The sequence below is a fragment of the Stenotrophomonas sp. B1-1 genome, from assembly GCF_010894375.1.
GTDB lineage: Bacteria > Pseudomonadota > Gammaproteobacteria > Xanthomonadales > Xanthomonadaceae > Stenotrophomonas.
Window position 1 is genome coordinate 15,077 of record NZ_JAAIUZ010000009.1, and the last position, 20,107, is coordinate 35,183.

The window sequence follows — 20,107 nt, forward strand, 5'->3', positions numbered from 1 at the left end:
TCCCTGCAGTGGCGTGCCTGCCACCCTGCACCCTGCCACGCGCGTGAACGCGCCCACCCGCCAGCCCATGAGCCCGCACCTGCCGACATCTTCCGCCCACGATGCTGCCCTGGCCGAGCAGGCCCGCGACTGGATTGCCTGGTTGGCGGCCGGCGAGCTGTGTGATGCGCGCATGCAGGCCTTCGAGCACTGGCTGCAGCAGCCGGGCCATCGCCGTGCGTTCGAGCACGAGCGTCGGCTGTGGCGCAGCCTGGGGCCGCCCCCGGTGTGCGCGCCGGTCGCGCTGCCGCGTCGGCGCCCGCGGCGTCTGCGCTGGGCGATGGCCGCCGCCGCCGCGGTGGCGCTGCTGGTGGTGTGGCCCGATGCCTGGCTGCGCCTGCAGGCCGACCACCGCAGCCAGCAGTTCGTGCAGGACGTGCGCCTGCCCGACGGCAGTCGCGCCGTACTCGACGCCGACAGCGCCATTGCCGTGCGCTTCGACGCGACGGCACGGCAGATCGAACTATTGCGTGGCCGTGCCTGGTTCGAGGTGACGGCCGATGCCCAACGACGCTTCAGTGTGTCGGCTGGCAATGGCGTGGTGGAGGACATCTCCACGGCATTCACCGTGGAACGGCAGGGCGATGGTGCGCAGACCGAAGTGGGGCAGGGGCAGGTGCGCGTGGCCAGCCCCGCCGATGGTGGCTGGACCTACCTGCGCGCCGGGCAGCGCGCGTCCTATGGCGGGCACAGCGGCGTGCAGCGCCTGGCAGACGCCGATACCGACAGCATTGGCAGTTGGCGCCGCGGCGAACTGCTGCTGCAACAGACCCCGGTGGCCGAGGCGATTGACCGCCTGGGCCGCTACCGCAGCGGCCCGACCTTCGTACGCGGCGATCTGTCATCGCTGCCGCCGATCAGCGCGGCCCTGCGCATCGACCGCCCCGAGCAGGCATTGGACACGCTGGCGGCCACCGCCGGCCTGCGGGTGACCCGCTGGCCGCTGGGCGTGGCCATCGTCCATCCGTAGATCCACGCCATGCGTGGATGAACCTGCCGACAACCCCGCAGCCACGCACGGCGTGGATGAATTCACCTTGGGGTTCCGCTCACCCCATCCGTCTTACTCCACGAACGTACCCGCCGCCGCCACGTACGTCGTTGTGTCCGCGCGCTGTGCGGATGACGCCGCGTCCGCGGTAACGCTCTCCTGACAGGTTTCCCATGTACGACTTCTCAAGCCGTGGCCGTCGGCCGCGTCCGTCCCGCCTGTGCATCGCGCTGCTGGCTGCCGGCCTGGCCGCCACCGCGCCTGCCGTCTTTGCCCAGTCCGCACCGCGCGGCGCCGACTCCGCCGTGCAGCGCTTCGACATTCCTGCCCAGTCGCTGGATGAAGCACTGCGCAGCTACATGCGCCAGTCCGGCGTGCAGGTGGCCTATGCCGCAGCGCTCACCGCCGGGCGCACTTCGCAGGCGGTCAGTGGCAACCTGCCGGCCAGCCAGGCGCTGTCGCAGCTGCTGCAGGGCACCGGTCTGCTGGCGCGCCCGGTGAGCCCCGATGCGGTCATCCTGGAAGCTGGCGCGCCGCTGCAGGCCGGCGATGATGTGATCGTGACCGACACGCTCAGCGTGGCCGGCGACCCGGTGCAGGGCGGTGCGGTCAGTGATGAAGCACGCCTGCTCGACAGCTACCGCACGGTGGGCTCGACCAGCACGATCAACCGCACCACGCTGGAACGCTTCCGCGGCACCTCCACCGGTGACATCGTAAAGGGCGTGGCCGGCGTAACCGCCGGTGATCCGCGCGTCGGCAACGGCTTCGACGTCAACATCCGCGGCATCCAGGGCCAGAGCCGGGTACCGGTCATCATCGACGGCGGCCAGTCCAGCATGGATACCTATCGCGGCTATGCCGGCCAGTCGCAGCGCACCTACCTCGACCCCGACCTGATCTCGCGGCTGACCATCACCAAGGGCCCCAGCCTGCAGGCCAATGCCTCCGGCGGCATCGGCGGCGTGGTGGAAATGGAAACGCTGAACGTGGACGACGTGCTGCGCGAAGGCCGCGACGTGGGCGTGCGCGTGCGCGGCGGCCTGGCCAACGGCAGCGCCAACAACCTGCCGGCCTACGATGCCGCCCCGCGCAGCGACCGCAGCGCCACCGGCAGCCAGTTCTTCAACGTGGCCGCGGCCGGCCACTGGGATCGCTTCGATCTGGTGGCCGCGTACGCCTACCGCGACAATGGCAATTACTTCTCCGGCAAGCACGGCTACGACGATTTCCCGCAGACCCGGCGCACGCTGGCGCCGCTGAACCCGCCGCGCACCGAAGTCTTCAACACCTCCTCGCGCTCGGAATCGGCGCTGCTGAAGGGCACCTGGCGCATTGATGATGCGCAGACCCTGGAACTGGGCTACCGCCGCTACGAGGGCACCGCCGGCGAGATCATGGCCTCGCAGATCATCCGCGTGGACCGCGACCGCGTACCGCAGTGGGACCCGGGCCACGTGGACATGGACAGCTACAGCGCGCGCTACCGTTTCAACCCGGACAGCGACAAGGTCGATCTGCGCGTGAACGCCTGGTACACCGACGCCGACAGCGTGATGTACAACAGCCTGACCGGCATCACCCCGTGGTACTTCGACCGCCACACCGAGTGGTACGACGCGCCCAGCTTCAGCGGCAACCCCGGCTACAAGGATGCCTACCGCAACCCGCTGCGGCAGAAGCGCTTCGGCCTGGACGCCAGCAACACCTCGATCTTCGAGACCGGCGCGGGCCGTTTCACCCTGGATTACGGCCTGTCCTACAGCGATGAAGACATCGGGCCGGGCAGCTCCGGCCCGATCATGGAGGACGACCTGGTCAACAACCGCTTCCTGCGCAATGCCTGGCGCAAGGAATACAGCGCCGTGGCCGCGCTGAAGTGGGAGCCCAACGAACACTGGGAACTGATGGCCGGCGGCCGCTGGAACCGCGTGGACGTGCACGACCGCAACCGCCTGGCCACCGTCGAAGCCTATGAAGTGCAGGGCCAGTACCGCTACACCGAGCTGCTGAACGGCAACCCGGCGCTGCCGTCGTGGCGCGCGCAGCGCATCGCGCTGCTGAACTGGTACCCGGACGCCAACGGCAACTTCACCCAGGCCTCGCTGCTGGCTTCGCCGTACAAGAAAGGCACGGTGGCCGATCTGGGCGGCTGGAACTTCTACGATGCCGACGCCCCGGAGGACTACGAAGTGCCGGTCAGCTGGACCTGGTCGCAGCCGATCCGCCGCCGTGACAGCGCGTTCTCGCCCACCGCCAGCGTGGCGTTCCGCTTCAGCGAAGACGCCATGATCTACCTGAAGTACGCCGAAGGCACCAAGCTGCCCAGCCTGTTCGAAACCACGCTGGGGCTGTTCACCGCCGCACGGCCGGTGGCGGAACTGAAGCCGGAAACCGCACACAGCTGGGAGCTGGGCGCCAGCACCATCCACCACGACCTGTTCACCGCCGGCGATCGTCTGGCGCTGAAGCTGGCCTACTTCGATACCCGCATCGACGATCTGATCACCCGCGACTACCGCACGCTGTCGGCCGGGCTGATCCGCAACATCGACCGCTTCAAGGTGTCGGGCATGGAGTTCCAGTCCAGCTATGACAGCGGCACGCTGTTTGCCGATCTGTCCGCGCATTACTACTTCAAGGCCAAGACCTGCGCGCCGGACATTGCCGCCGAACGCCGCGCCTATGGCGTGCAGCGGAAGAACGCCGAACTGGCGGCCACCCCGGATTGTGTTGACGGCGGTTTCGAAGGGTCCTACACCAACACGCAGAACCCGCCGCGCTACATGGTCAACCTGACCCTGGGCTCGCGCCTGTTCGACGAGCGCCTGACGTTCGGCACCCGCGTGGTGCACAACGCCGGCCCGATCAGCAAGCTGGACAAGGAGTGGAACGTGGGCCTGTCGGCCATCCAGCAGCTGTACCGTCCCACCACCCTGGTGGACGTGTTTGCCAGCTGGGTGTTCAACGACCAGCTGTCGGTGGAAGCGAACGTGGACAACCTGACCGATCGCTACTACCTGGACCCGCTTGCCCTGGGCGTGATGCCGGCCCCGGGCCGCACCGCACGCCTGGCGGTGACCTGGCGGTATTGACCGGCCGGGCAACGTCGGGGTCGGATCCCTTTCCTGTGGAAAGGGCTCTGACCCCGGCCTGCGCGCTTACAGACCGCGCGCAGCCTTCACCGCATCTTCGTGCAGCGCCTCGTTCAGCTCGTCAACCACGGTGGTCCAGGCCGCGTCCGCTTCCAGCGATTCGGCCAGGAACTGGCGCTGCGCATCATTCCAGTACGGCGCGTCCACCACTTCCACTTCGGTGGCCAGCTGGTGGCTGCCGATGAACTGGGCGATGCCTTCGGCGCTGGCATCCAGGCCCAGCTGCAGGAACAGATTGGTCATGCGCGGTTCGGTGGTGATCATGGTCGTTACCTGGCGGGTTGGGAACCTGCATTATCGACGCTTGCGCGCTTGGGGAAATCCCCCGTTCAGACGTCTACTGCACGACGCTTCCCCGGGTTCCCTGCATGACCGCCTCCGTGACCTCCGAAACCAGCCGCAGCGTGCGGCTCAAGACCGCCACCCGTGACAGCCACGGTGCGCTGGACAAGCGCATCATGGCCGGCGATATCTTCGCCAATCGCAGCAACTTCGCCCGTTTCCTGCGCGTGCAGTACCGCTTCCACCGCAGCATCGACGCGCTGTATGCCAACCCCGCGCTGGATGCGCTGCTGCCGGACCTGCACGAGCGCCGCCGCCTGCAGCAGGTGCGGCGCGACCTGCAGGATCTGGAACAGACGCTGCCCGGTGCCGATATCGCCGCGCTGGGCGATGACCTTTCCCTGCCGGCCGCGCTGGGCTGGCTGTACGTGGCCGAGGGATCCAACCTGGGCGGTACGGTGCTGTACAAGATGGCCGCTGCGCTGGGGCTGGACCGCGACTTCGGCGCGCGCCACCTGGCCGCACACCCCGACGGCGCGGCGCGCCACTGGCGCGAATTCACTGCTGCGTTGGATGCGGTGGTGTTGACCGCCGAGCAGGAGCAGCAGGTGATCGACGCCGCCGACACGGCGTTCCGCAGCGTGCATGGCCACGTCGAACGGGAGTTCTGCTGATGCCTGGGCGGCCGCTGCAGGCCAGCGCCTGATGCGCTGGCTGTGGTTCGCACTGGGCTGGCTGATGGTGGGGCTGGGGGTGATCGGCGCGCTGCTGCCGGTGATGCCCACCACCATCTTCCTGATCCTGGCGGTGGGCTGTTTCGCACGCAGTTCGCCGAAGTTCGAGCAGCGCCTGCTGGCCCACCCACGCTACGGCCCGTCGCTGCGCCTGTGGCGTGAACAGGGCGCGGTGTCGCGCAAGGGCAAGGCTTTTGCCAGCGCCGGCATGGCGGTTGGCTTTGCCTTGTTCTGCTGGGGTGCACACCCCTCCTGGCGCCTGCTGCTGGGCGTCGGCCTGTTCTTTGCGCTCAGCGCCGGCTATGTGCTCAGCCGCCCGGCGCCGCGCCCCGATCCCACGCCGCGCCTGCAGATGGACGCGGCCGACCTGCGTGCCGGCCGCCGCCGCGCCGCCCCTGATGCTGATGGACGTAACGACGATGCTGCCTGCTGACCTGGCCCCGATGGCCCCCTCTACGCTGACTCCCTGGGCCATGTACCTGGCCGCCGACATGGTGGTCAAAGCGGTGATGATTGCCCTGGCGCTGGCCTCGCTGGCCACCTGGACCGTGCTGCTGGCCAAGGGCTGGGAACTGCAGCGCCAGGCCCGCGCGCTGCGCGCTGCGCGTACGCGGCTGCTGGCTGCGCCGCAGCTGCCTGCAGACCCGCAGGACGCCACCCTGGGGCAGGGCACGGCCGCCGCCATGCTGCTGGCCGCCCGCACCGAACTGCAGTTGTCCGCCGGGCTGGCTGACCGTGCAGGCATCAAAGAACGCGTGGCCTCGCGCCTGGACCGCATCGAACTGGACACCGCGCGCATGCAGCGCCGCGGTATCGGCGTGCTGGCCAGCATTGGTGCAGTGGCGCCCTTCGTGGGCCTGTTCGGCACGGTGTGGGGCATCATGAACAGCTTCATCGGCATTGCCCACAGCAACACCACCAACCTGGCCGTGGTGGCACCGGGCATTGCCGAGGCCTTGCTGGCCACCGCGCTGGGGCTGGTGGCCGCGATTCCGGCGGTGCTGGTCTACAACCACTTCAGTCGCGTGCTGGCCGGCCTGCGCGGCCTGCTGGGCGATCTGTCGGCGGGCGTGCAGCAACTGGTCTCGCGTGATCTGGACCGCGCTGCGCAGCGCGGCATCGGCTGAGGCAGGCATGGCGATCAGGACCGCGTCCGAGTGTGACGATACGCCGGAAGAAGCACACGAAATCAATGTCACGCCCTTCATCGACGTGATGCTGGTGCTGCTGATCATCTTCATGGTGGCCGCACCGCTGGCCACCGTGTCGGTGCCAGTGCAGTTGCCGACCAGCAGCGCGCAGGCCGTGCCCAGCGAGCAGGCACCGGTGTATGTGACCGTGCAGGCCGATCTGTCGCTGCGCGTGGGCGAGCAGGCGGTCACGCGCGAGGGTCTGGCAGCGGCGCTGCAGGCCGCGACCGGGGGTGACACCGGGCAACGCATCCATCTGCGCGCCGATAAACAGGTGGCCTACGGTGAGCTGATGGCCACGCTGGATGCGCTGCGCGCTGCCGGCTACCTGAAAGTGGCGCTGGTCGGGCTGGAGCAGGGCGCCCGATGAGCGGACTGCGGCGCTGGGCGACCAGCCTGGCGATCGTGCTGCTGGCACATGCGCTGTTGATCGGCGTGGCCTGCTGGTGGGCGGCACGCGTATCGGTGCAGCCCCCCGTGGCGGCGCCGGCGGCCTTGATGCTGGAACTGGCGCCGATGGCACAGGCCCCGCCTGTGCCGCCGCGCGAGGTCGCCAGCGGGCCGCTGCAGCAGCAACAGCAGCGGCAGGCAACGAAGCCGGTGCAGCACCAACAGCCGCAGGTGCCCGTGCAGCCGCAGGGTGATCTGCCGCCGCCGCGCGCGCCGCAGCCACGCCCGTCGCCGGACACCGCCGATGCCAACGTCGCGCAGACCAGCGCGCCGCCGCAGGTCGCCGCCGATGCAGGGACGCGTTACGCCGCGCCGCAGACCACGGCGGGGCAGCCCAGTACCGCCAACGCCACCTGGCAGGGTCTATTGCTGGGCCATCTGCAGCAGCACCGGCGCTATCCACGGCAGTCCGAACGCCTGCGCCAGCAGGGTGTTGCGTACGTGCGTTTCGCGGTGTTCCGCGATGGCCGGGTGACCGCGGCGCGCATTGAACGCAGCAGTGGCCACGCGCTGCTGGACCAGGAAACGCTGGACACCGTTGCGCGCGCCAGCCCGGTTCCGGCGCCGCCGGCGGAGGTGGCCGGCGACCCGGTGCAGGTGATGGTGCCGGTGTCGTTCTTCCTGCGCGGTCGCTGACCGCATCCACGCATGGCGTGGATCTACTGCGGGGTCGGATCCGCCGGGGTCGGATCCCTTTCCGCCGGTAGAGTCGAGCTTGCTCGACTGCTCTTGCCGGCAAGGCCAAAAGCAGTCGAGCAAGCTCGACTCTACACGTCGGTTCCCGCAGGGCGTTACAGCAGCGGCACTAGCAGCAGCGCCACGATGTTGATGATCTTGATCAGCGGATTGATCGCCGGCCCGGCGGTGTCCTTGTACGGATCACCTACGGTATCGCCGGTCACCGCGGCCTTGTGCGCCTCGCTGCCCTTGCCGCCGAAGTGGCCATCCTCGATGTACTTCTTGGCGTTGTCCCAGGCGCCGCCGCCGGTGGTCATGGAAATGGCCACGAACAGGCCGGTCACGATGGTGCCGATCAGCAGGCCGCCCAATGCGCGTGGCCCCAGCAGCAGGCCGACCACCACCGGTACGGCCACCGGCAGCAGCGAGGGCACGATCATTTCGCGGATGGCCGAGCGGGTCAGCATGTCCACCGCTTTGTCGTACTGCGGCTTGCCGGTGCCCTGCATGATGCCGGGGATGTCGCGGAACTGCCGGCGCACTTCCTCCACCACCGCGCCGGCTGCGCGGCCGACCGCCTCCATCGCCATCGCGCCGAACAGGTAGGGAATCAGGCCGCCGATCAGCAGGCCGATGATCACCGTGTGGTCGCTCAGGTCGAAGCGGAATTCCTGGCCGGGATTGGCGGCCTGCAGGTTGTGGGTGTAGTCGGCGAACAGCACCAGCGCGGCCAGGGCCGCCGAGCCGATTGCATAGCCCTTGGTGACGGCCTTGGTGGTATTGCCCACCGCATCCAGCGGATCGGTGATGTCGCGGATCTCCGAGGGCAGCTCGGCCATTTCGGCAATGCCCCCGGCGTTGTCGGTGATCGGACCGTAGGCGTCCAGGGCCACGATCATGCCGGCCATCGACAGCATCGCGGTGGCGGCGATGGCGATGCCGTACAAGCCGGCCAGCGCGTAGGCGCCCCAGATTGCCGCACAGACGGCTACCACGGGCAGGGCGGTGGATTTCATCGAAATGCCGAGGCCGGCGATGATGTTGGTGCCATGGCCGGTGGTCGAGGCCTGCGCCACGTGCTGCACCGGCTTGTACTGGGTGCCGGTGTAGTACTCGGTGATCCACACGATCAGACCGGTCAGCACCAGGCCGATCAGCGCGCAGCCGTACAGGGCAATCGGCCCGTGCACGTTGTCGCTCATCAGCCCGGTGGTGATCGGATAGAACGCGATGGCCGCCAGCACGCCGGACACGATCACGCCCTTGTAGAGCGCGCCCATGATCGAGCCGCCTGGCTTGACCTTCACGAACAGCGCACCGATGATCGACGCGATGATCGACACGCCGCCCAGCACCAGCGGATACAGCACCGCGTTGGCGCCGGCTTCGCTCAGCATCAGGCTGCCCAGCAGCATGGTGGCGATGACGGTGACCGCGTAGGTTTCGAACAGGTCGGCGGCCATGCCGGCGCAGTCGCCCACGTTGTCACCCACGTTGTCGGCGATCACCGCGGAGTTGCGCGGGTCATCCTCGGGAATGCCGGCTTCCACCTTGCCGACCAGATCGGCGCCGACGTCGGCGCCCTTGGTGAAGATGCCGCCACCCAGCCGCGCGAAGATCGAGATGAGCGACGAGCCGAAGGCCAGGCCCACCAGGGCGTGCAGGGCCTGGTCCATCGGCAGCCCCAGCCGCAGCAGCAGCGCGTAGTAACCGGCCACGCCCAGCAGGCCAAGGCCGACCACCAGCATGCCGGTGATCGCGCCACCACGGAACGCCACGTCCATCGCTGCGCTGATGCCGTGGCGCGCCGCTTCGGCCGTGCGCACGTTGGCCCGCACCGAGACATTCATGCCGATGTAGCCGGCCGCACCGGACAGGACCGCACCGACGGCAAAGCCGATGGCCGTGTACCAGCTCAGGAACACGCCCACCAGCACGAACAGCACCACGCCGGCCACGCCGATGGTCAGGTACTGGCGGTTCAGATAGGCGCGCGCGCCTTCCTGGATCGCCGTTGCAATGGCGACCATGCGTTCGTTGCCGGTGGGTTGGCGCAGGATCCAGCGCGCCGAGACGATGCCAAACAGGATGGCGAGGACAGCGCAGCCCAGCGCCAGTGACAGCCCATGACGTTCCAGCATTAGACCCCTCCGCAGATTGGATGATGAGCATCCAGTGGCGATGAACTTCACCACGAAGGGGACGACGGGCTGCAGCCTGGAACCAACCCGTGCCGACCATGGCGGTCGTCCAACGTATGGCGGTGTTCAGCATTCCCTGGTGCCCGCAGTATGCGTCCCTCTGCGCCCGGATGGTAGCGCCGGGCCATGCCCGGCGAGCGCAGCGGCGCGCGTTGTGACCCGCCGGCCCCCGCCCTTTGCACCCCGTTAAGCCACGCTCTGCAAGCCTGCGCACAGTCCCGTAGGAGAACTCCCATGCGCCTTCCCCTGTTGATGATCGCCGTGCTGGCCCCTGCATTGCCGGCGCTCGCGGCCGAAACCCCGGAACTGCAGCGCGCCGTGGGTGCACCGCAGGCCGTGGGCGCCACGCACACGCTGCGGCAGATTCCCGAAGCCTGTGCGCGGCTGGAAGGCGCCTTCACCGGCCAGGCGGCCGAGCCGTACCGCTTCGCCGCGGTGCGCACCAGCGAGCAGTGCCAGCCACGCGCGCGCTTCGTCGATTACGCCAAGGCGCAACCCAGTGCGGACAAGGGCTGGAAGCTCAATGATGTGATCCGCGTGCCCAATGCCGCCTGCCCGGCGCAGCAGGCCGTGGTGCGGGTGTGGCGCCTGCCGGTGAACAACACCCAGGCGCTGGATGGCCAGGGCCAGTCGCGCATCTATCTGGAAGAGGCGAAGAAGCAGGCCGCCGCCGGCAAGATCCCGCAGGTGACGATGTTCGCCGCGCAGCTGCAGATGGAAGGCAAGGCCTGCCCGTAGACCGCGGGGTCAGAGCCCGTTGCAGGCAACGGGATCCGACCCCGGTTCGGTACCGGCTTCTAGCCTTCGAACGCGGGCAGCTTCTTCTTCACCGCCACGTTCTTCAGCGTTACGTACTTGGGCAGGCCATCGCTGCCATAGGGCAGCGGCGCTTCGCCCTTGATCAGCGGCGACAGGTAAGCGCGCGCCTTGGCGGTGATGCCGAAGCCATCGCGGCGGATGAAGCCGACCGGCATCTTTTTCTCATGGTTGGCGATCTTCGACAGTGGTGCCGCTTCGATCTTCCAGCGGTAGGGCGCATCGCTGCTGCGCACGATCACCGGCATCACCCCGTTCTGGCCCTTCAGCGCCAGCTGCACGGCCGCCTTGCCCACCGCCTGCGCCTGTTCCCAATCGGTCTTGCTGGCCAGGTGGCGGGCCGAACGCTGCAGGTAGTCGGGCAGTGCCCAGTGCACCTTCAGGCCCAGCTGGTCCTTCACCCGGCCCGCCAGGTGCGCGGCCACGCCGCCCAGCTGTGAATGCCCGAACGAATCCTTGCTGCCGCCGGCATCGGCCACGAAGCGACCGTCGGCGGTGGCGATGCCTTCGGAGGCCACCACCACGCAGTAGCCCACCCGTTCCACCACCGCCTTCACCTTGGCCAGGAACGCGGCCTCGTCGTAGGCGCGCTCGGGCAGCAGGATGATGTGCGGGGCTTCGTCCTCGCCATTGCCGGCCAGGCCGGCAGCGGCGGCCAGCCAACCGGCATGGCGGCCCATCGCCTCGTAGATGAACACCCGGGTGGAGGTCTCGGCCATGGCCGCCACGTCCAGCGCCGCCTCGCGCACCGACACGGCGGTGTACTTGGCCGCCGAACCGAAGCCTGGGCAGGTATCAGTCACCGCCAGATCGTTGTCGATGGTCTTGGGCACGCCGATGCAGGTCAGGTCATAGCCCGACGCCTTGGCCAGCTGCGAAACCTTCAGCGCGGTGTCGGCCGAATCGTTGCCGCCGTTGTACAGGAACCAGCGCACATCGTGGGCGCGCAGCACCTCCAGCAGGCGGTCATAGCGGGCGCGGTCGGCGTCGAGGGATTTCAGCTTGAAGCGGCACGAGCCGAAGGCGCCGCCCGGGGTGTGGGCCAGCGCGCGGATGGCCGCGGCACTTTCCTTGCTGGTGTCGATCAGCTCTTCGCGCAGGGCACCGAGGATGCCGTTGCGCGCCGCCAGGACCTTGATGCCCTTGGCCCGGGCCTGCTCGATCACGGCCGCCGCCGAGGCATTGATGACAGCGGTGACGCCGCCAGACTGGGCGTAGAGGAGGGTGCCGTTGCGCATGCTTCTACCTGCTGGTACGAGTGGACATTGCAGGGACATTACCCGGATGCGGTAAAGTGGCGCTATTGCGGTGCAGCGATACCGGCCCGTCCGGTGCGCGAACCTTCTTTGTTTTCAACACGTTGGAGTCAGGTCAATGCGATTGGTTCTGTTGGGACCGCCCGGTTCGGGCAAGGGGACGCAGGCGACGCGCCTGAAGGAAAAGCTGGGCATCGCCCACATTTCGACCGGTGACATGCTGCGCGCTGAAATCGCCGCGGGCTCGGAACTGGGCAAGCAGGCCAAGGCGGTGATGGATGCCGGCAACCTGGTGTCGGACGACATCCTGCTGGGCATGCTCGAGTCGCGCCTGACCCAGGCCGATGTCGCCAAGGGCTTCATCCTGGACGGCTACCCGCGCAACGTGGCCCAGGCCAATGCGATGGACGGCCTGCTGGCCAAGATCGGCAAGCCGCTGGACGCCGTCGTGCAGCTGGACGTGGCCACCGAGCTGCTGGTCGAGCGCATTGCCGGCCGTGCCCAGGAGCAGGGCCGTGCCGACGACAACCCCGAATCGGTGCGCCAGCGCCTGCAGGTCTACAACGACCAGACCGCCCCGGTGGTCGACTTCTACGCCGGCCGTGGCACCCTGGCCCGCGTCGATGGCGTGGGCGAGCTGGACGAGATCGAAGCCCGCATCCTGGCAGCGATCCAGCACTGAATCCGTCGGGCCGGCCATGCCGCCGGCCCCTTCGGGTACAAAAACACAGGCCTGATCCTTGCGGATCAGGCCTGTGTCGTTTCATAGGCGCCAGCGGAAGGCTTGCTCAAGGCCCCGCAGCATGAGCTCCCTTGGGGATGGCCTCTTGGGGAGTAGGACCGGTTCGGGTACTGCGGCTGGCGTTCTGAATTGTGTACGGGTTCACATAACATCGCTATCAGGAATTCCCCGACAGACGATTGGACTTTTCTCATAGTGGATGTAGGACTTGTCTGACCCTGATGCTGACAATGGCCCGATACAGCCGTGATCGGTCACAATCCCCGCTCATGAGCAACGTACATATCCTTGCAATCGCCGGCACCTTCATGGGCGGCGTGGCCGCGCTGGCGCGGGAACTGGGCCATGCGGTCAGCGGCAGCGACCAGGCCATCTACCCGCCCATGTCCACCCAGCTGGAACAGCTGGGCATCACCCTGGACCAGGGCTACCGGGCCGACAGCGTGCCTGCGGGCACCGACCAGGTCGTGGTGGGCAATGCCCTGTCGCGCGGCAACCCGGCCGTGGAAGCGGTGCTGGACCAGGGCCAGCGCTACATCTCCGGCGCGCAGTGGCTGGCCGAACAGGTGCTGCCGGGGCGTGACACCCTGGCCGTGGCCGGCACCCACGGCAAGACCACCACCACCACCATCCTCACCTGGCTGCTGGAAAGCGCCGGGCGCGCGCCGGGCTTCCTGATCGGCGGCGTTGCCGAAGATTTCGGCGTATCGGCGCGGGTAGGCCAGGGCCGCGAATTCGTGGTCGAGGCCGACGAGTACGACACCGCCTTCTTCGACAAGCGCAGCAAGTTCGTGCATTACCGGCCGCTGGTGGCGATCCTCAACAACCTTGAGTACGACCACGCCGACATCTTCCCCGACGTGGCCGCGATCCAGCGCCAGTTCCACCACCTGGTGCGCACCGTGCCCGCGCGCGGTCGCCTGATCGTGAACGGCGAGGACCGCTACCTGGCCGAAGTACTGGCGATGGGCTGCTGGACCCCGGTCGAGCGCTTCGGCTTCGACCCGTCGCTGGAATGGCATGCCGAACTGCTGGCCGCCGATGGCAGTGCCTTCCGCGTGCACCACCGCGGCCAAGCGCTGGGGGATGTGCAGTGGTCGCTGCTGGGCCGCCACAACGTGCTCAACGGGCTGGCCGCGCTGGCCGCCGCGCATGCCGTGGGCGTGGCCCCGGCCAAGGTCATTCCGGCCCTGGCGCGCTTCAGCAGCGTCAAGCGCCGCATGGAAGTGATCGGCAGCTACGACGGCATCACCATCTACGACGATTTCGCCCACCACCCGACCGCGATCGCCACCACCCTGGAAGGCCTGCGCGCCAAGGTCGGCGATGCACGCATCGTGGTGGCCATGGAACCGCGCAGCAATTCGATGCGGCTGGGCGCCCATTCGCAGGCGCTGGCGCCGTCGCTGGCGCTGGCCGACGAAGTGGTGTTCCTGCACCGCCCGGAACTGGCCTGGGACGCCGCCGCGGTGATCGCCGCGGTACGCGGCACCGCGCACGCGGTGCCCGATACCGACGCGCTGCTGGCCCGCCTGCAGGCCGACGTGCGCAGCGGCGACCACGTGGTGTTCATGTCCAACGGCGGCTTCGACGCCGCGCCGCGCCGGCTGCTGGCCGCGCTGCAGGGCCGATGAGCGCCGATACCGCGCTGCCGCTGTTCCCGCTGCACACCGCGCTGGTGCCGGGCGCGGTGCTGGGCCTGCGCGTGTTCGAACGGCGCTACCTGGACCTGGTGCGCGACTGCGGGCGCAGCGGCGAAGGCTTCGGCGTGTGCCTGATCCTGGACGGCCAGGAAGTGGGTGAGCCGGCCATCCCGGCCGCTTACGGCGTGCAGGTGCGCATCGAGGATTTCGACGTGGGCGCCGACGGCGTGCTGCAGCTGCGGCTGCGTGGCACCCGCCGCTTCCACGTCGAGCGCACGCGGGTGCGTGACAACGGCCTGGTGGTGGCGGACGTACGCTGGTGCGACGAGGATCCCGATGACGAGCTGCGGCCGCAGCACGCGCTGCTGGCCACCGTGCTGGGGCACATCATCGAACAGGCCGGCGAGGCCTATGCACCGGCCACGCCGGCGCTGCTGGACCAGGCCAGCTGGGTGGGCTGGCGCCTGGCCGAACTGCTGCCGCTGGCCGAACAGCAGCGCCTGCAGCTGCTGCAGCTGGACGACCCGCACCAGCGCCTGCAGCAGCTGCTGGGCTGGATGCCGTAAACCGCGGCGTTTGGTAGGTGCGCACCTTGGTGCGCACGCTCGGCCTGCCATCCACGCATGGCGTGGATCTACCGGATGCCGTAGAGGCCTGCGTTCGGTAGGTGCGCACCTTGGTGCGCACGCTCTGCGTGCCATCTACGCATGGCGTAGATCTACCGGATGCCGTAAAGCCCTGCGTTTGGTAGGTGCGCACCTTGGTGCGCACGCTCGGCGTGCGATCCACGCATGGCGTGGATCTACCGGATGCCGTAAAGCCCTGCGTTTGGTAGGTGCGCACCTTGGTGCGCACGCTTTGCCATGCCCGGCGGACGCATCACGGCTGCGTCTGCAATCTCAACACCGGCAACCCGGTTTCGCGGTGCACATCCTCGCGCTGCGGCAGGCCCTGCACGGCGTCCTTCACTGCGTTGAACGCCGGATCGACGCCGCGCACCGGGTGCCACATGCCGATCCACTCGAAGTGCCGTTCATAGCGCAGGGTCTGCGCACTGCCCAGCCAAAGCGGCACCGCGCCGGGCTGCAGCTGCATCGGCGCCGGCCACAGGCGCAGCACGTAGCGCTCATCCGGGCGCGCGCCCTGGCGCACCATCAACAGCGCTTCCACCCGCGTATCCAGCGTGGCCGGCAGCACCGGCAGCTGCTCGGCGCCGGTGTTCTTGTCCAGCATCAGCAGCGCTTCTTCCCAGCCGGCCTGGGCCTGCACCTGCCAGCCGCGGGCTTCAAGCTGGGCCTGCAGCGGTGCCAGCGGGCCAGCCACCTGCACATCCAGCGGCCAGCGCTGGTCATCGTCGAATTCATTGCGGCGCGCCGGCAGTGTCGCCCAGCCCTGTTGCCACCAGGCCTGCCGATCCATCGCCAGCGGTGCCGGCAGCGCCGGTTCAAAGCGCTGCAGCTTCACCGGAATATTGCGCGGCGCGTACCACATGGCCGCCAGCGCGAACACGCCGTAGAACAGCCAGGCCACCGGCTTCACCCAGAACGAGCGGTTGAAGCGGCGGCGGTAGGCGATGCCCAGCACCAGCAGCCAGAACGTGCCGAACAACATGCCGCCGATCACGTCGCTCAGCCAGTGCGCGCCCAGGTACAGGCGGGCAAAGCCAATCAGGCTGACCACGATGCCCGACACCAGGTAGGGCCACACGCGCGTGCGCCCGGGCATTTCGCGTGCGATCAGCACGGCGAAGAAGCCGAAGGTGATGGTGGCCATGGTGACCGACACCGACGGGAAGCCGAAGCCACTGCTGGCATCCAGCGGGCGCACCACGTCCACCGTGGCGCCCAGCAGCATGGTCAGGGCCAGGCCGAAGGCCAGTGCCGCCAGCCAGTGCGCGGCGGCCATCCAGCGCCGGCGCCACACCAGGTAGCCCATGCCGGCGGCGGTGGCCGGCAGCAGCACCTGCCAGGCACCCAATGAGGCCAGGGCGGCCATCGGGTAGTCGGCCAACGGGTTGCGCAGGGCCAGCATGGCCTGATGCACCCACAGATCGACGGCCAGCGGTTCGCCGTGCGCCACCACCACCGTCAACAGTGCGAACCAGCCCCAGCCCAGCACCAGCAGCATCAGTGCCAGCATGGCCAATGGCACCGATTCGCGGCGCTTGGGGTCCAGCACGCCCACGGTGTAGCGACCCAGGGTGGGATGGCGGTTGGACCAATCCAGCAACCGGGCCAGCCAATGGTCCATGCGCGCGGCCGACCAGCGGTAGCCATACAGCACCAGCGCCCAGACCACACCCATCAGCACCACCAGCAAGCCGATGACCACCACCAGCCGGCCGGCGACGGCGGCCACCGCGTCATAGGCTTCACCCAGCACCCAGCCGGGCGCCAGGAACAGCAGTGCCCAGGAAATGCTGGCGATGCCGCTGGCCTGCACGTAGCGGCTGGCCGGCATGTTCATCATGCCGGCGATGGCCGGCACGAATGGCCGGATCGCGCCAACGTAGCGGGCCACCAGGATGCTCTTGAACGCATTGCGGCGGAACAGGTTCTCGCCGCGATCCAGCAACTGTGGGTAACGGCTGAACGGCCACACGCCACGCAGGCGATCGCCCCAGCGGCGGCCGATCCAGTAGCTGATGCCGTCACCGGCGAAGGCGCCCAGTGCCGCCGCCGCCACCGCATACGGCCCGGAAATCTGCCCCAGGCCGATGAACACACCCACCGCGAACAGCAACGGCAGCGCCGGCACGATCGCGCCCAGAATGATGACCGCATCGCAGAAGGCGATCAGAAAAATGACCGCGCCCGCCAGTACGGGGTGAGCGGCAATCCACGCAAGCGTGGCGTCGATCCATGAAGAGTCCATTGCACGATTATAGAGGCGTGAAGGTGACTGGTTCCCAGCCGCTTCGTGACCGTTTGCAACCACCGCCATCGCCTAGAATGGCCGCATGCCGTACACGCCCGACGCTCCATCACACGCTTTGAAGGCCGACAGCTTCGGCCGCATCCTGCTGATTGAAGGGCCGCAGGGCCGTTTCGTGCGCCGCGATCTGCGCGCCACGCCGCTGTGGCTGCGTCTGCCGGCCTGGTGGTTGGCCCGTCGCGAAGCGCGCGCGCTGCAGTACATCCACGGCATGGCCGACGTGCCGCAGCTGCTGGCCTGGAACGGCCACCACCTGGACCGCAGCTTCATGGCCGGCGACGCCATGTACCAGCGCCCGCCGCGCGGCGACGTGGCCTGGTTCCATGCCGCGCGGCGCCTGCTGCAGCAGCTGCACCGCCGTGGGGTCGCGCACAACGACCTGGCCAAGGAAGCGAACTGGCTGGTGACCGAGGACGGGCGACCGGCGCTGATCGACTTCCAGCTGGCGGTAATCGGCCACCCGCGCTCGCGCTGGATGCGCCTGCTGGCGCGCGAGGACCTGCGCCACCTGCTCAAGCACAAGCGCATGTATTGCCGCCAGGCGCTGACCCCGGTGGAGAAGCGCGTACTGAAGCGCACCTCGTGGGTACGCGAGCTGTGGTTTGCGACCGGCAAACCGGTCTATCGGTTCGTGACCCGGCGCATCCTGCATTGGGAAGACAACGAGGGGCAGGGGCCCAAGCCGTGACCGCAGCGCGTGTGCGGACACGCGCGCCTGGTGCTGGCAGCGTGCTCGCGGGGCAGTTGGCCGGCGCCGATTTCGTGCATGCCTGCCAGGCGCACACCCGGCGCGACGGGCGCACCGCCCTGCAGGCCTACCGCGACATGGCCGCGACCATTCCCGCCTGGTTCGATGGGCTGATGGCCCTGCGCAACTGCGGCATGGCCCTGCTGGGCATGAAAGACCTGGGCTCGCTGCGCGCGGTGCAGGCCGCCGCAGCCCCGCGGCCGGGCCAGCGCCTGGGCATCTTCACCCTGCAGTCGCTGGATGACGATGCCATCGTGCTGGAAGACGACGACCGCCACCTGCGCGTGCAGCTGGCCCTGCAATGGCAGGGCGATCTGCTGGAAGTGGCCACCGTGGTGCATACCCACAACGCCTTCGGGCGTGTGTACATGCTGCCGGTCGCGCCGGTGCACCGCCTGATCGTGCCGCACCTGCTGCGCCGGCAGGTGCAGGCGTACCGCTGACGACACACCCCGGTAGCGCCGGGCCATGCCCGGCGGTTCGGTAGATCCACGCCATGGATGGCGGTTCGGTAGATCCACGCCATGCGTTGATGCAGCAGTAGATCCACGCCATGCGTGGATGGTGCAGCAGTCGAGCAAGCTCGACTCTACGGCCCCGTCGCGGCCCGGCGATGTCATGGGGCGGCAGGTATCAGCTGCTGGCCGATGAAGTTGCGCTGCCCGTCGAAGTCGTAGCCGATCTGCAGATGGCCCACGTCAGGGCAGGCATGGCAGTCGCGCAGCGGCGTGCGGTACAGCAGGCGGATGCCGCCGCCGTCCAGCGGCGCGGTGCCGGCGGCCTGCGCCGGCGGGAACGGGGTGGCCTGCGGGTTGGCCTGCAGCACGGCCTGCACGCCTGGGTCGGCACGCAGTGCATCATCCAGCTGCACGGCATCCACATCGATCCGCTTGCCGGACGCATCGACCAGGCGCGTGCCTTCGTTGGTATTCGCGCGGAACGGGTAGGCCACCGTGGCTACGCCCAGGCCATCGTGCTCGTGCCAGGCGGTCACATAGGCCAGCTCGCCGGCGCTGGACAGCTGGCCGGCCGCGGCAACGGCATCGGCGCTGGCCCCGCCATCGCGCATGGCCTTTGCCAGGCAGTCGCGGGTGGCCGCGGTGTCGCCCTGGCGGCAGGCATTCAGGTCACCATCCCACACCACCGCTTCGCTCCAGCGCAACGACCCATCGGCGGCCTTGGCAGCGGCAGGCGCGTCGCCGCCGGCAGATGCAGCGCCGGGTTCCGGCGGGCGACCCTGGCAGGCGGCAAGCAGGGCCAGGCCCAGGGCAGGCAGCAGCAGACGGGAACGGCGCATGGCGTACACCTCGTGCGTTGACCGGGGCGCCAGTATCGTCAACGTGCGGTGAACTCCGCGTCGGCGCGGCATACTAGCGGCTCATTGCATACGCTGGAGTGTGGAACGTGGGCAGTCTGCAGGGCAAAACCCTTTTCATCACCGGCGCCTCGCGTGGCATCGGCCTGGCCATCGCACTGCGCGCGGCGCGTGACGGCGCCAACGTGGCCATCGCCGCGAAGTCGTCGGTACCCAACCCGAAGCTGCCGGGCACCATCCACAGCGCCGCCGAAGCGGTCACCGCCTCCGGTGGCCAGGGGCTGGCGCTGAAGTGCGACATCCGCGAAGAAGACCAGGTGCAGGCCGCCGTGGCCGCGGCCGTGGATACCTTTGGTGGCATCGACATCCTGGTCAACAACGCCAGTGCCATCTGGCTGCGCGGCACCCTGGATACGCCGATGAAGCGCTTCGACCTGATGCAGCAGGTCAATGCACGCGGCAGCTTCCTGTGCGCGCAGGCCTGCCTGCCGTACCTGCTGCAGGCGCCCAATCCGCACATCCTGACCCTGGCGCCGCCGCCCAGCCTGGACCCGAAATGGTGGGCGCCGCACACCGGTTACACCCTGGCCAAGATGGGCATGAGCTTCGTCACCCTGGGCCTGGCCGCCGAGTTCGGCCCGCAGGGCGTGGCGGTGAATGCGCTGTGGCCGCGCACCGTCATCGCCACCGATGCGATCAACATGATTCCCGGTGTGGATGCGGCCGGCTGCCGCACGCCGCAGATCATGGCCGACGCCGCGCATGCGGTGCTGGTGCGGGAAGCGGCTGGTTTCCACGGTCGCTTCCTGCTCGATGACGAGGTGCTGGCCGAAGCGGGCGTGACCGATCTGTCCGGCTATGCGGTCGATCCATCGCGCGCCCTGCTGCCGGACCTGTTCCTGGACTGACGCGCGGCAGCCGATCTGCGGCAGG

General features: G+C 68.7%; 19 protein-coding genes. 14 read left to right on the forward strand and 5 right to left on the reverse strand.

Annotated features, from left to right (window positions below; translation table 11 throughout):
* The first annotated feature begins 67 nt into the window (after positions 1-67).
* On the forward strand, positions 68-1,009 hold the full coding sequence (locus G4G00_RS07330; protein ID WP_164272355.1) for a FecR domain-containing protein: 942 nt from the start codon (positions 68-70) through the stop codon (positions 1,007-1,009).
* Between the two features lie 194 nt (positions 1,010-1,203).
* The gene (locus G4G00_RS07335) at positions 1,204-4,125 is read left to right on the forward strand and encodes a TonB-dependent receptor (RefSeq protein ID WP_164272246.1); all 2,922 of its coding nucleotides are present in this window, start codon (positions 1,204-1,206) and stop codon (positions 4,123-4,125) included.
* 66 nt (positions 4,126-4,191) lie between these two features.
* Here G4G00_RS07335 and G4G00_RS07340 read toward each other — a convergent pair whose 3' ends face one another.
* On the reverse strand, positions 4,192-4,449 hold the full coding sequence (locus G4G00_RS07340) for a DUF2789 domain-containing protein (protein WP_108754064.1): 258 nt from the start codon (positions 4,447-4,449) through the stop codon (positions 4,192-4,194).
* Positions 4,450-4,553: 104 nt separating this feature from the next.
* Here G4G00_RS07340 and G4G00_RS07345 point away from each other — a divergent pair, with 104 nt between their 5' ends.
* From G4G00_RS07345 to G4G00_RS07365, 5 genes are read left to right on the forward strand one after another with little or no spacing between them, the layout of a single operon-like run.
* Positions 4,554-5,141 (forward strand): biliverdin-producing heme oxygenase, encoded by a 588-nt coding sequence (locus G4G00_RS07345; RefSeq protein ID WP_108754063.1) that lies wholly within the window; start codon positions 4,554-4,556, stop codon positions 5,139-5,141.
* Between the two features lie 31 nt (positions 5,142-5,172).
* The gene (locus tag G4G00_RS07350) at positions 5,173-5,634 is read left to right on the forward strand and encodes a YbaN family protein (protein WP_164272361.1); all 462 of its coding nucleotides are present in this window, start codon (positions 5,173-5,175) and stop codon (positions 5,632-5,634) included.
* A complete protein-coding gene (gene exbB, locus G4G00_RS07355) occupies positions 5,621-6,328 on the forward strand; it encodes a tonB-system energizer ExbB (protein ID WP_240336093.1) in 708 nt (235 codons plus the stop codon). Before G4G00_RS07350 ends, exbB begins: the two co-directional genes overlap by 14 nt.
* A gap of 7 nt (positions 6,329-6,335) precedes the next feature.
* Complete coding sequence (gene exbD, locus G4G00_RS07360) at positions 6,336-6,761, forward strand: TonB system transport protein ExbD (protein ID WP_164272250.1); 426 nt, start codon at positions 6,336-6,338, stop codon at positions 6,759-6,761.
* On the forward strand, positions 6,758-7,477 hold the full coding sequence (locus G4G00_RS07365; RefSeq protein WP_164272253.1) for an energy transducer TonB: 720 nt from the start codon (positions 6,758-6,760) through the stop codon (positions 7,475-7,477). Before exbD ends, G4G00_RS07365 begins: the two co-directional genes overlap by 4 nt.
* A 155-nt stretch (positions 7,478-7,632) precedes the next feature.
* Here the strand turns inward: G4G00_RS07365 and G4G00_RS07370 are convergent, their stop codons facing one another.
* Positions 7,633-9,660 (reverse strand): sodium-translocating pyrophosphatase, encoded by a 2,028-nt coding sequence (locus G4G00_RS07370; protein WP_164272256.1) that lies wholly within the window; start codon positions 9,658-9,660, stop codon positions 7,633-7,635.
* 294 nt (positions 9,661-9,954) lie between these two features.
* Between G4G00_RS07370 and G4G00_RS07375 the strand changes: the two genes are divergently transcribed.
* Positions 9,955-10,458, forward strand: coding sequence for a hypothetical protein (locus tag G4G00_RS07375; RefSeq protein WP_108750626.1), 504 nt, complete (start codon positions 9,955-9,957; stop codon positions 10,456-10,458).
* A gap of 59 nt (positions 10,459-10,517) precedes the next feature.
* Here the strand turns inward: G4G00_RS07375 and G4G00_RS07380 are convergent, their stop codons facing one another.
* Positions 10,518-11,774, reverse strand: a complete 1,257-nt coding sequence (locus G4G00_RS07380; protein WP_164272259.1) for a 6-phosphofructokinase — start codon at positions 11,772-11,774, stop codon at positions 10,518-10,520.
* A gap of 136 nt (positions 11,775-11,910) precedes the next feature.
* Between G4G00_RS07380 and G4G00_RS07385 the strand changes: the two genes are divergently transcribed.
* The 3 genes from G4G00_RS07385 to G4G00_RS07395 all read left to right on the forward strand — a co-directional run bounded on the left by G4G00_RS07385 (position 11,911) and on the right by G4G00_RS07395 (position 14,743).
* Positions 11,911-12,474: an adenylate kinase gene (locus G4G00_RS07385; protein WP_108750628.1), complete on the forward strand. Its 564-nt coding sequence runs from the start codon at positions 11,911-11,913 to the stop codon at positions 12,472-12,474.
* A gap of 329 nt (positions 12,475-12,803) precedes the next feature.
* Positions 12,804-14,168: a UDP-N-acetylmuramate:L-alanyl-gamma-D-glutamyl-meso-diaminopimelate ligase gene (gene mpl, locus G4G00_RS07390; RefSeq protein ID WP_164272263.1), complete on the forward strand. Its 1,365-nt coding sequence runs from the start codon at positions 12,804-12,806 to the stop codon at positions 14,166-14,168.
* Positions 14,165-14,743 (forward strand): LON peptidase substrate-binding domain-containing protein, encoded by a 579-nt coding sequence (locus tag G4G00_RS07395; protein ID WP_108754057.1) that lies wholly within the window; start codon positions 14,165-14,167, stop codon positions 14,741-14,743. Before mpl ends, G4G00_RS07395 begins: the two co-directional genes overlap by 4 nt.
* 313 nt (positions 14,744-15,056) lie before the next feature.
* Here G4G00_RS07395 and G4G00_RS07400 read toward each other — a convergent pair whose 3' ends face one another.
* Entirely contained in the window at positions 15,057-17,051 is a 1,995-nt protein-coding gene (locus G4G00_RS07400) for a bifunctional DedA family/phosphatase PAP2 family protein (protein WP_164272265.1), read from the reverse strand.
* Between the two features lie 85 nt (positions 17,052-17,136).
* On the opposite strand from G4G00_RS07400, the gene G4G00_RS07405 reads away from it, so the two are divergent.
* The gene (locus G4G00_RS07405) at positions 17,137-17,799 is read left to right on the forward strand and encodes a serine/threonine-protein kinase (RefSeq protein WP_108754055.1); all 663 of its coding nucleotides are present in this window, start codon (positions 17,137-17,139) and stop codon (positions 17,797-17,799) included.
* On the forward strand, positions 17,796-18,302 hold the full coding sequence (locus tag G4G00_RS07410; RefSeq protein ID WP_164272268.1) for a DUF2867 domain-containing protein: 507 nt from the start codon (positions 17,796-17,798) through the stop codon (positions 18,300-18,302). Before G4G00_RS07405 ends, G4G00_RS07410 begins: the two co-directional genes overlap by 4 nt.
* Positions 18,303-18,475: 173 nt before the next feature.
* Here the strand turns inward: G4G00_RS07410 and G4G00_RS07415 are convergent, their stop codons facing one another.
* Positions 18,476-19,156, reverse strand: coding sequence for a hypothetical protein (locus G4G00_RS07415; RefSeq protein WP_164272270.1), 681 nt, complete (start codon positions 19,154-19,156; stop codon positions 18,476-18,478).
* Between the two features lie 107 nt (positions 19,157-19,263).
* Between G4G00_RS07415 and G4G00_RS07420 the strand changes: the two genes are divergently transcribed.
* On the forward strand, positions 19,264-20,082 hold the full coding sequence (locus G4G00_RS07420) for an NAD(P)-dependent oxidoreductase (protein WP_108754870.1): 819 nt from the start codon (positions 19,264-19,266) through the stop codon (positions 20,080-20,082).
* Positions 20,083-20,107: the final 25 nt, after the last annotated feature.

Excerpts from the sequence above, each read along its gene's own strand:
- G4G00_RS07345 (WP_108754063.1), top strand. The coding sequence starts at position 4,554 with ATGACCGCCTCCGTGACCTCCGAAACCAGCCGCAGCGTGCGGCTCAAG.
- G4G00_RS07395 (WP_108754057.1), top strand. The coding sequence starts at position 14,165 with ATGAGCGCCGATACCGCGCTGCCGCTGTTCCCGCTGCACACCGCGCTG.
- G4G00_RS07405 (WP_108754055.1), top strand. The coding sequence starts at position 17,137 with ATGCCGTACACGCCCGACGCTCCATCACACGCTTTGAAGGCCGACAGC.
- mpl (WP_164272263.1), top strand. The coding sequence starts at position 12,804 with ATGAGCAACGTACATATCCTTGCAATCGCCGGCACCTTCATGGGCGGC.
- G4G00_RS07350 (WP_164272361.1), top strand. The coding sequence starts at position 5,173 with ATGCGCTGGCTGTGGTTCGCACTGGGCTGGCTGATGGTGGGGCTGGGG.
- G4G00_RS07335 (WP_164272246.1), top strand. The coding sequence starts at position 1,204 with ATGTACGACTTCTCAAGCCGTGGCCGTCGGCCGCGTCCGTCCCGCCTG.
- G4G00_RS07385 (WP_108750628.1), top strand. The coding sequence starts at position 11,911 with ATGCGATTGGTTCTGTTGGGACCGCCCGGTTCGGGCAAGGGGACGCAG.
- G4G00_RS07340 (WP_108754064.1), bottom strand. The coding sequence starts at position 4,449 with ATGATCACCACCGAACCGCGCATGACCAATCTGTTCCTGCAGCTGGGC.
- G4G00_RS07370 (WP_164272256.1), bottom strand. The coding sequence starts at position 9,660 with ATGCTGGAACGTCATGGGCTGTCACTGGCGCTGGGCTGCGCTGTCCTC.
- G4G00_RS07365 (WP_164272253.1), top strand. The coding sequence starts at position 6,758 with ATGAGCGGACTGCGGCGCTGGGCGACCAGCCTGGCGATCGTGCTGCTG.
- G4G00_RS07330 (WP_164272355.1), top strand. The coding sequence starts at position 68 with ATGAGCCCGCACCTGCCGACATCTTCCGCCCACGATGCTGCCCTGGCC.
- exbB (WP_240336093.1), top strand. The coding sequence starts at position 5,621 with ATGCTGCCTGCTGACCTGGCCCCGATGGCCCCCTCTACGCTGACTCCC.
- G4G00_RS07375 (WP_108750626.1), top strand. The coding sequence starts at position 9,955 with ATGCGCCTTCCCCTGTTGATGATCGCCGTGCTGGCCCCTGCATTGCCG.
- exbD (WP_164272250.1), top strand. The coding sequence starts at position 6,336 with ATGGCGATCAGGACCGCGTCCGAGTGTGACGATACGCCGGAAGAAGCA.
- G4G00_RS07380 (WP_164272259.1), bottom strand. The coding sequence starts at position 11,774 with ATGCGCAACGGCACCCTCCTCTACGCCCAGTCTGGCGGCGTCACCGCT.
- G4G00_RS07400 (WP_164272265.1), bottom strand. The coding sequence starts at position 17,051 with ATGGACTCTTCATGGATCGACGCCACGCTTGCGTGGATTGCCGCTCAC.
- G4G00_RS07415 (WP_164272270.1), bottom strand. The coding sequence starts at position 19,156 with ATGCGCCGTTCCCGTCTGCTGCTGCCTGCCCTGGGCCTGGCCCTGCTT.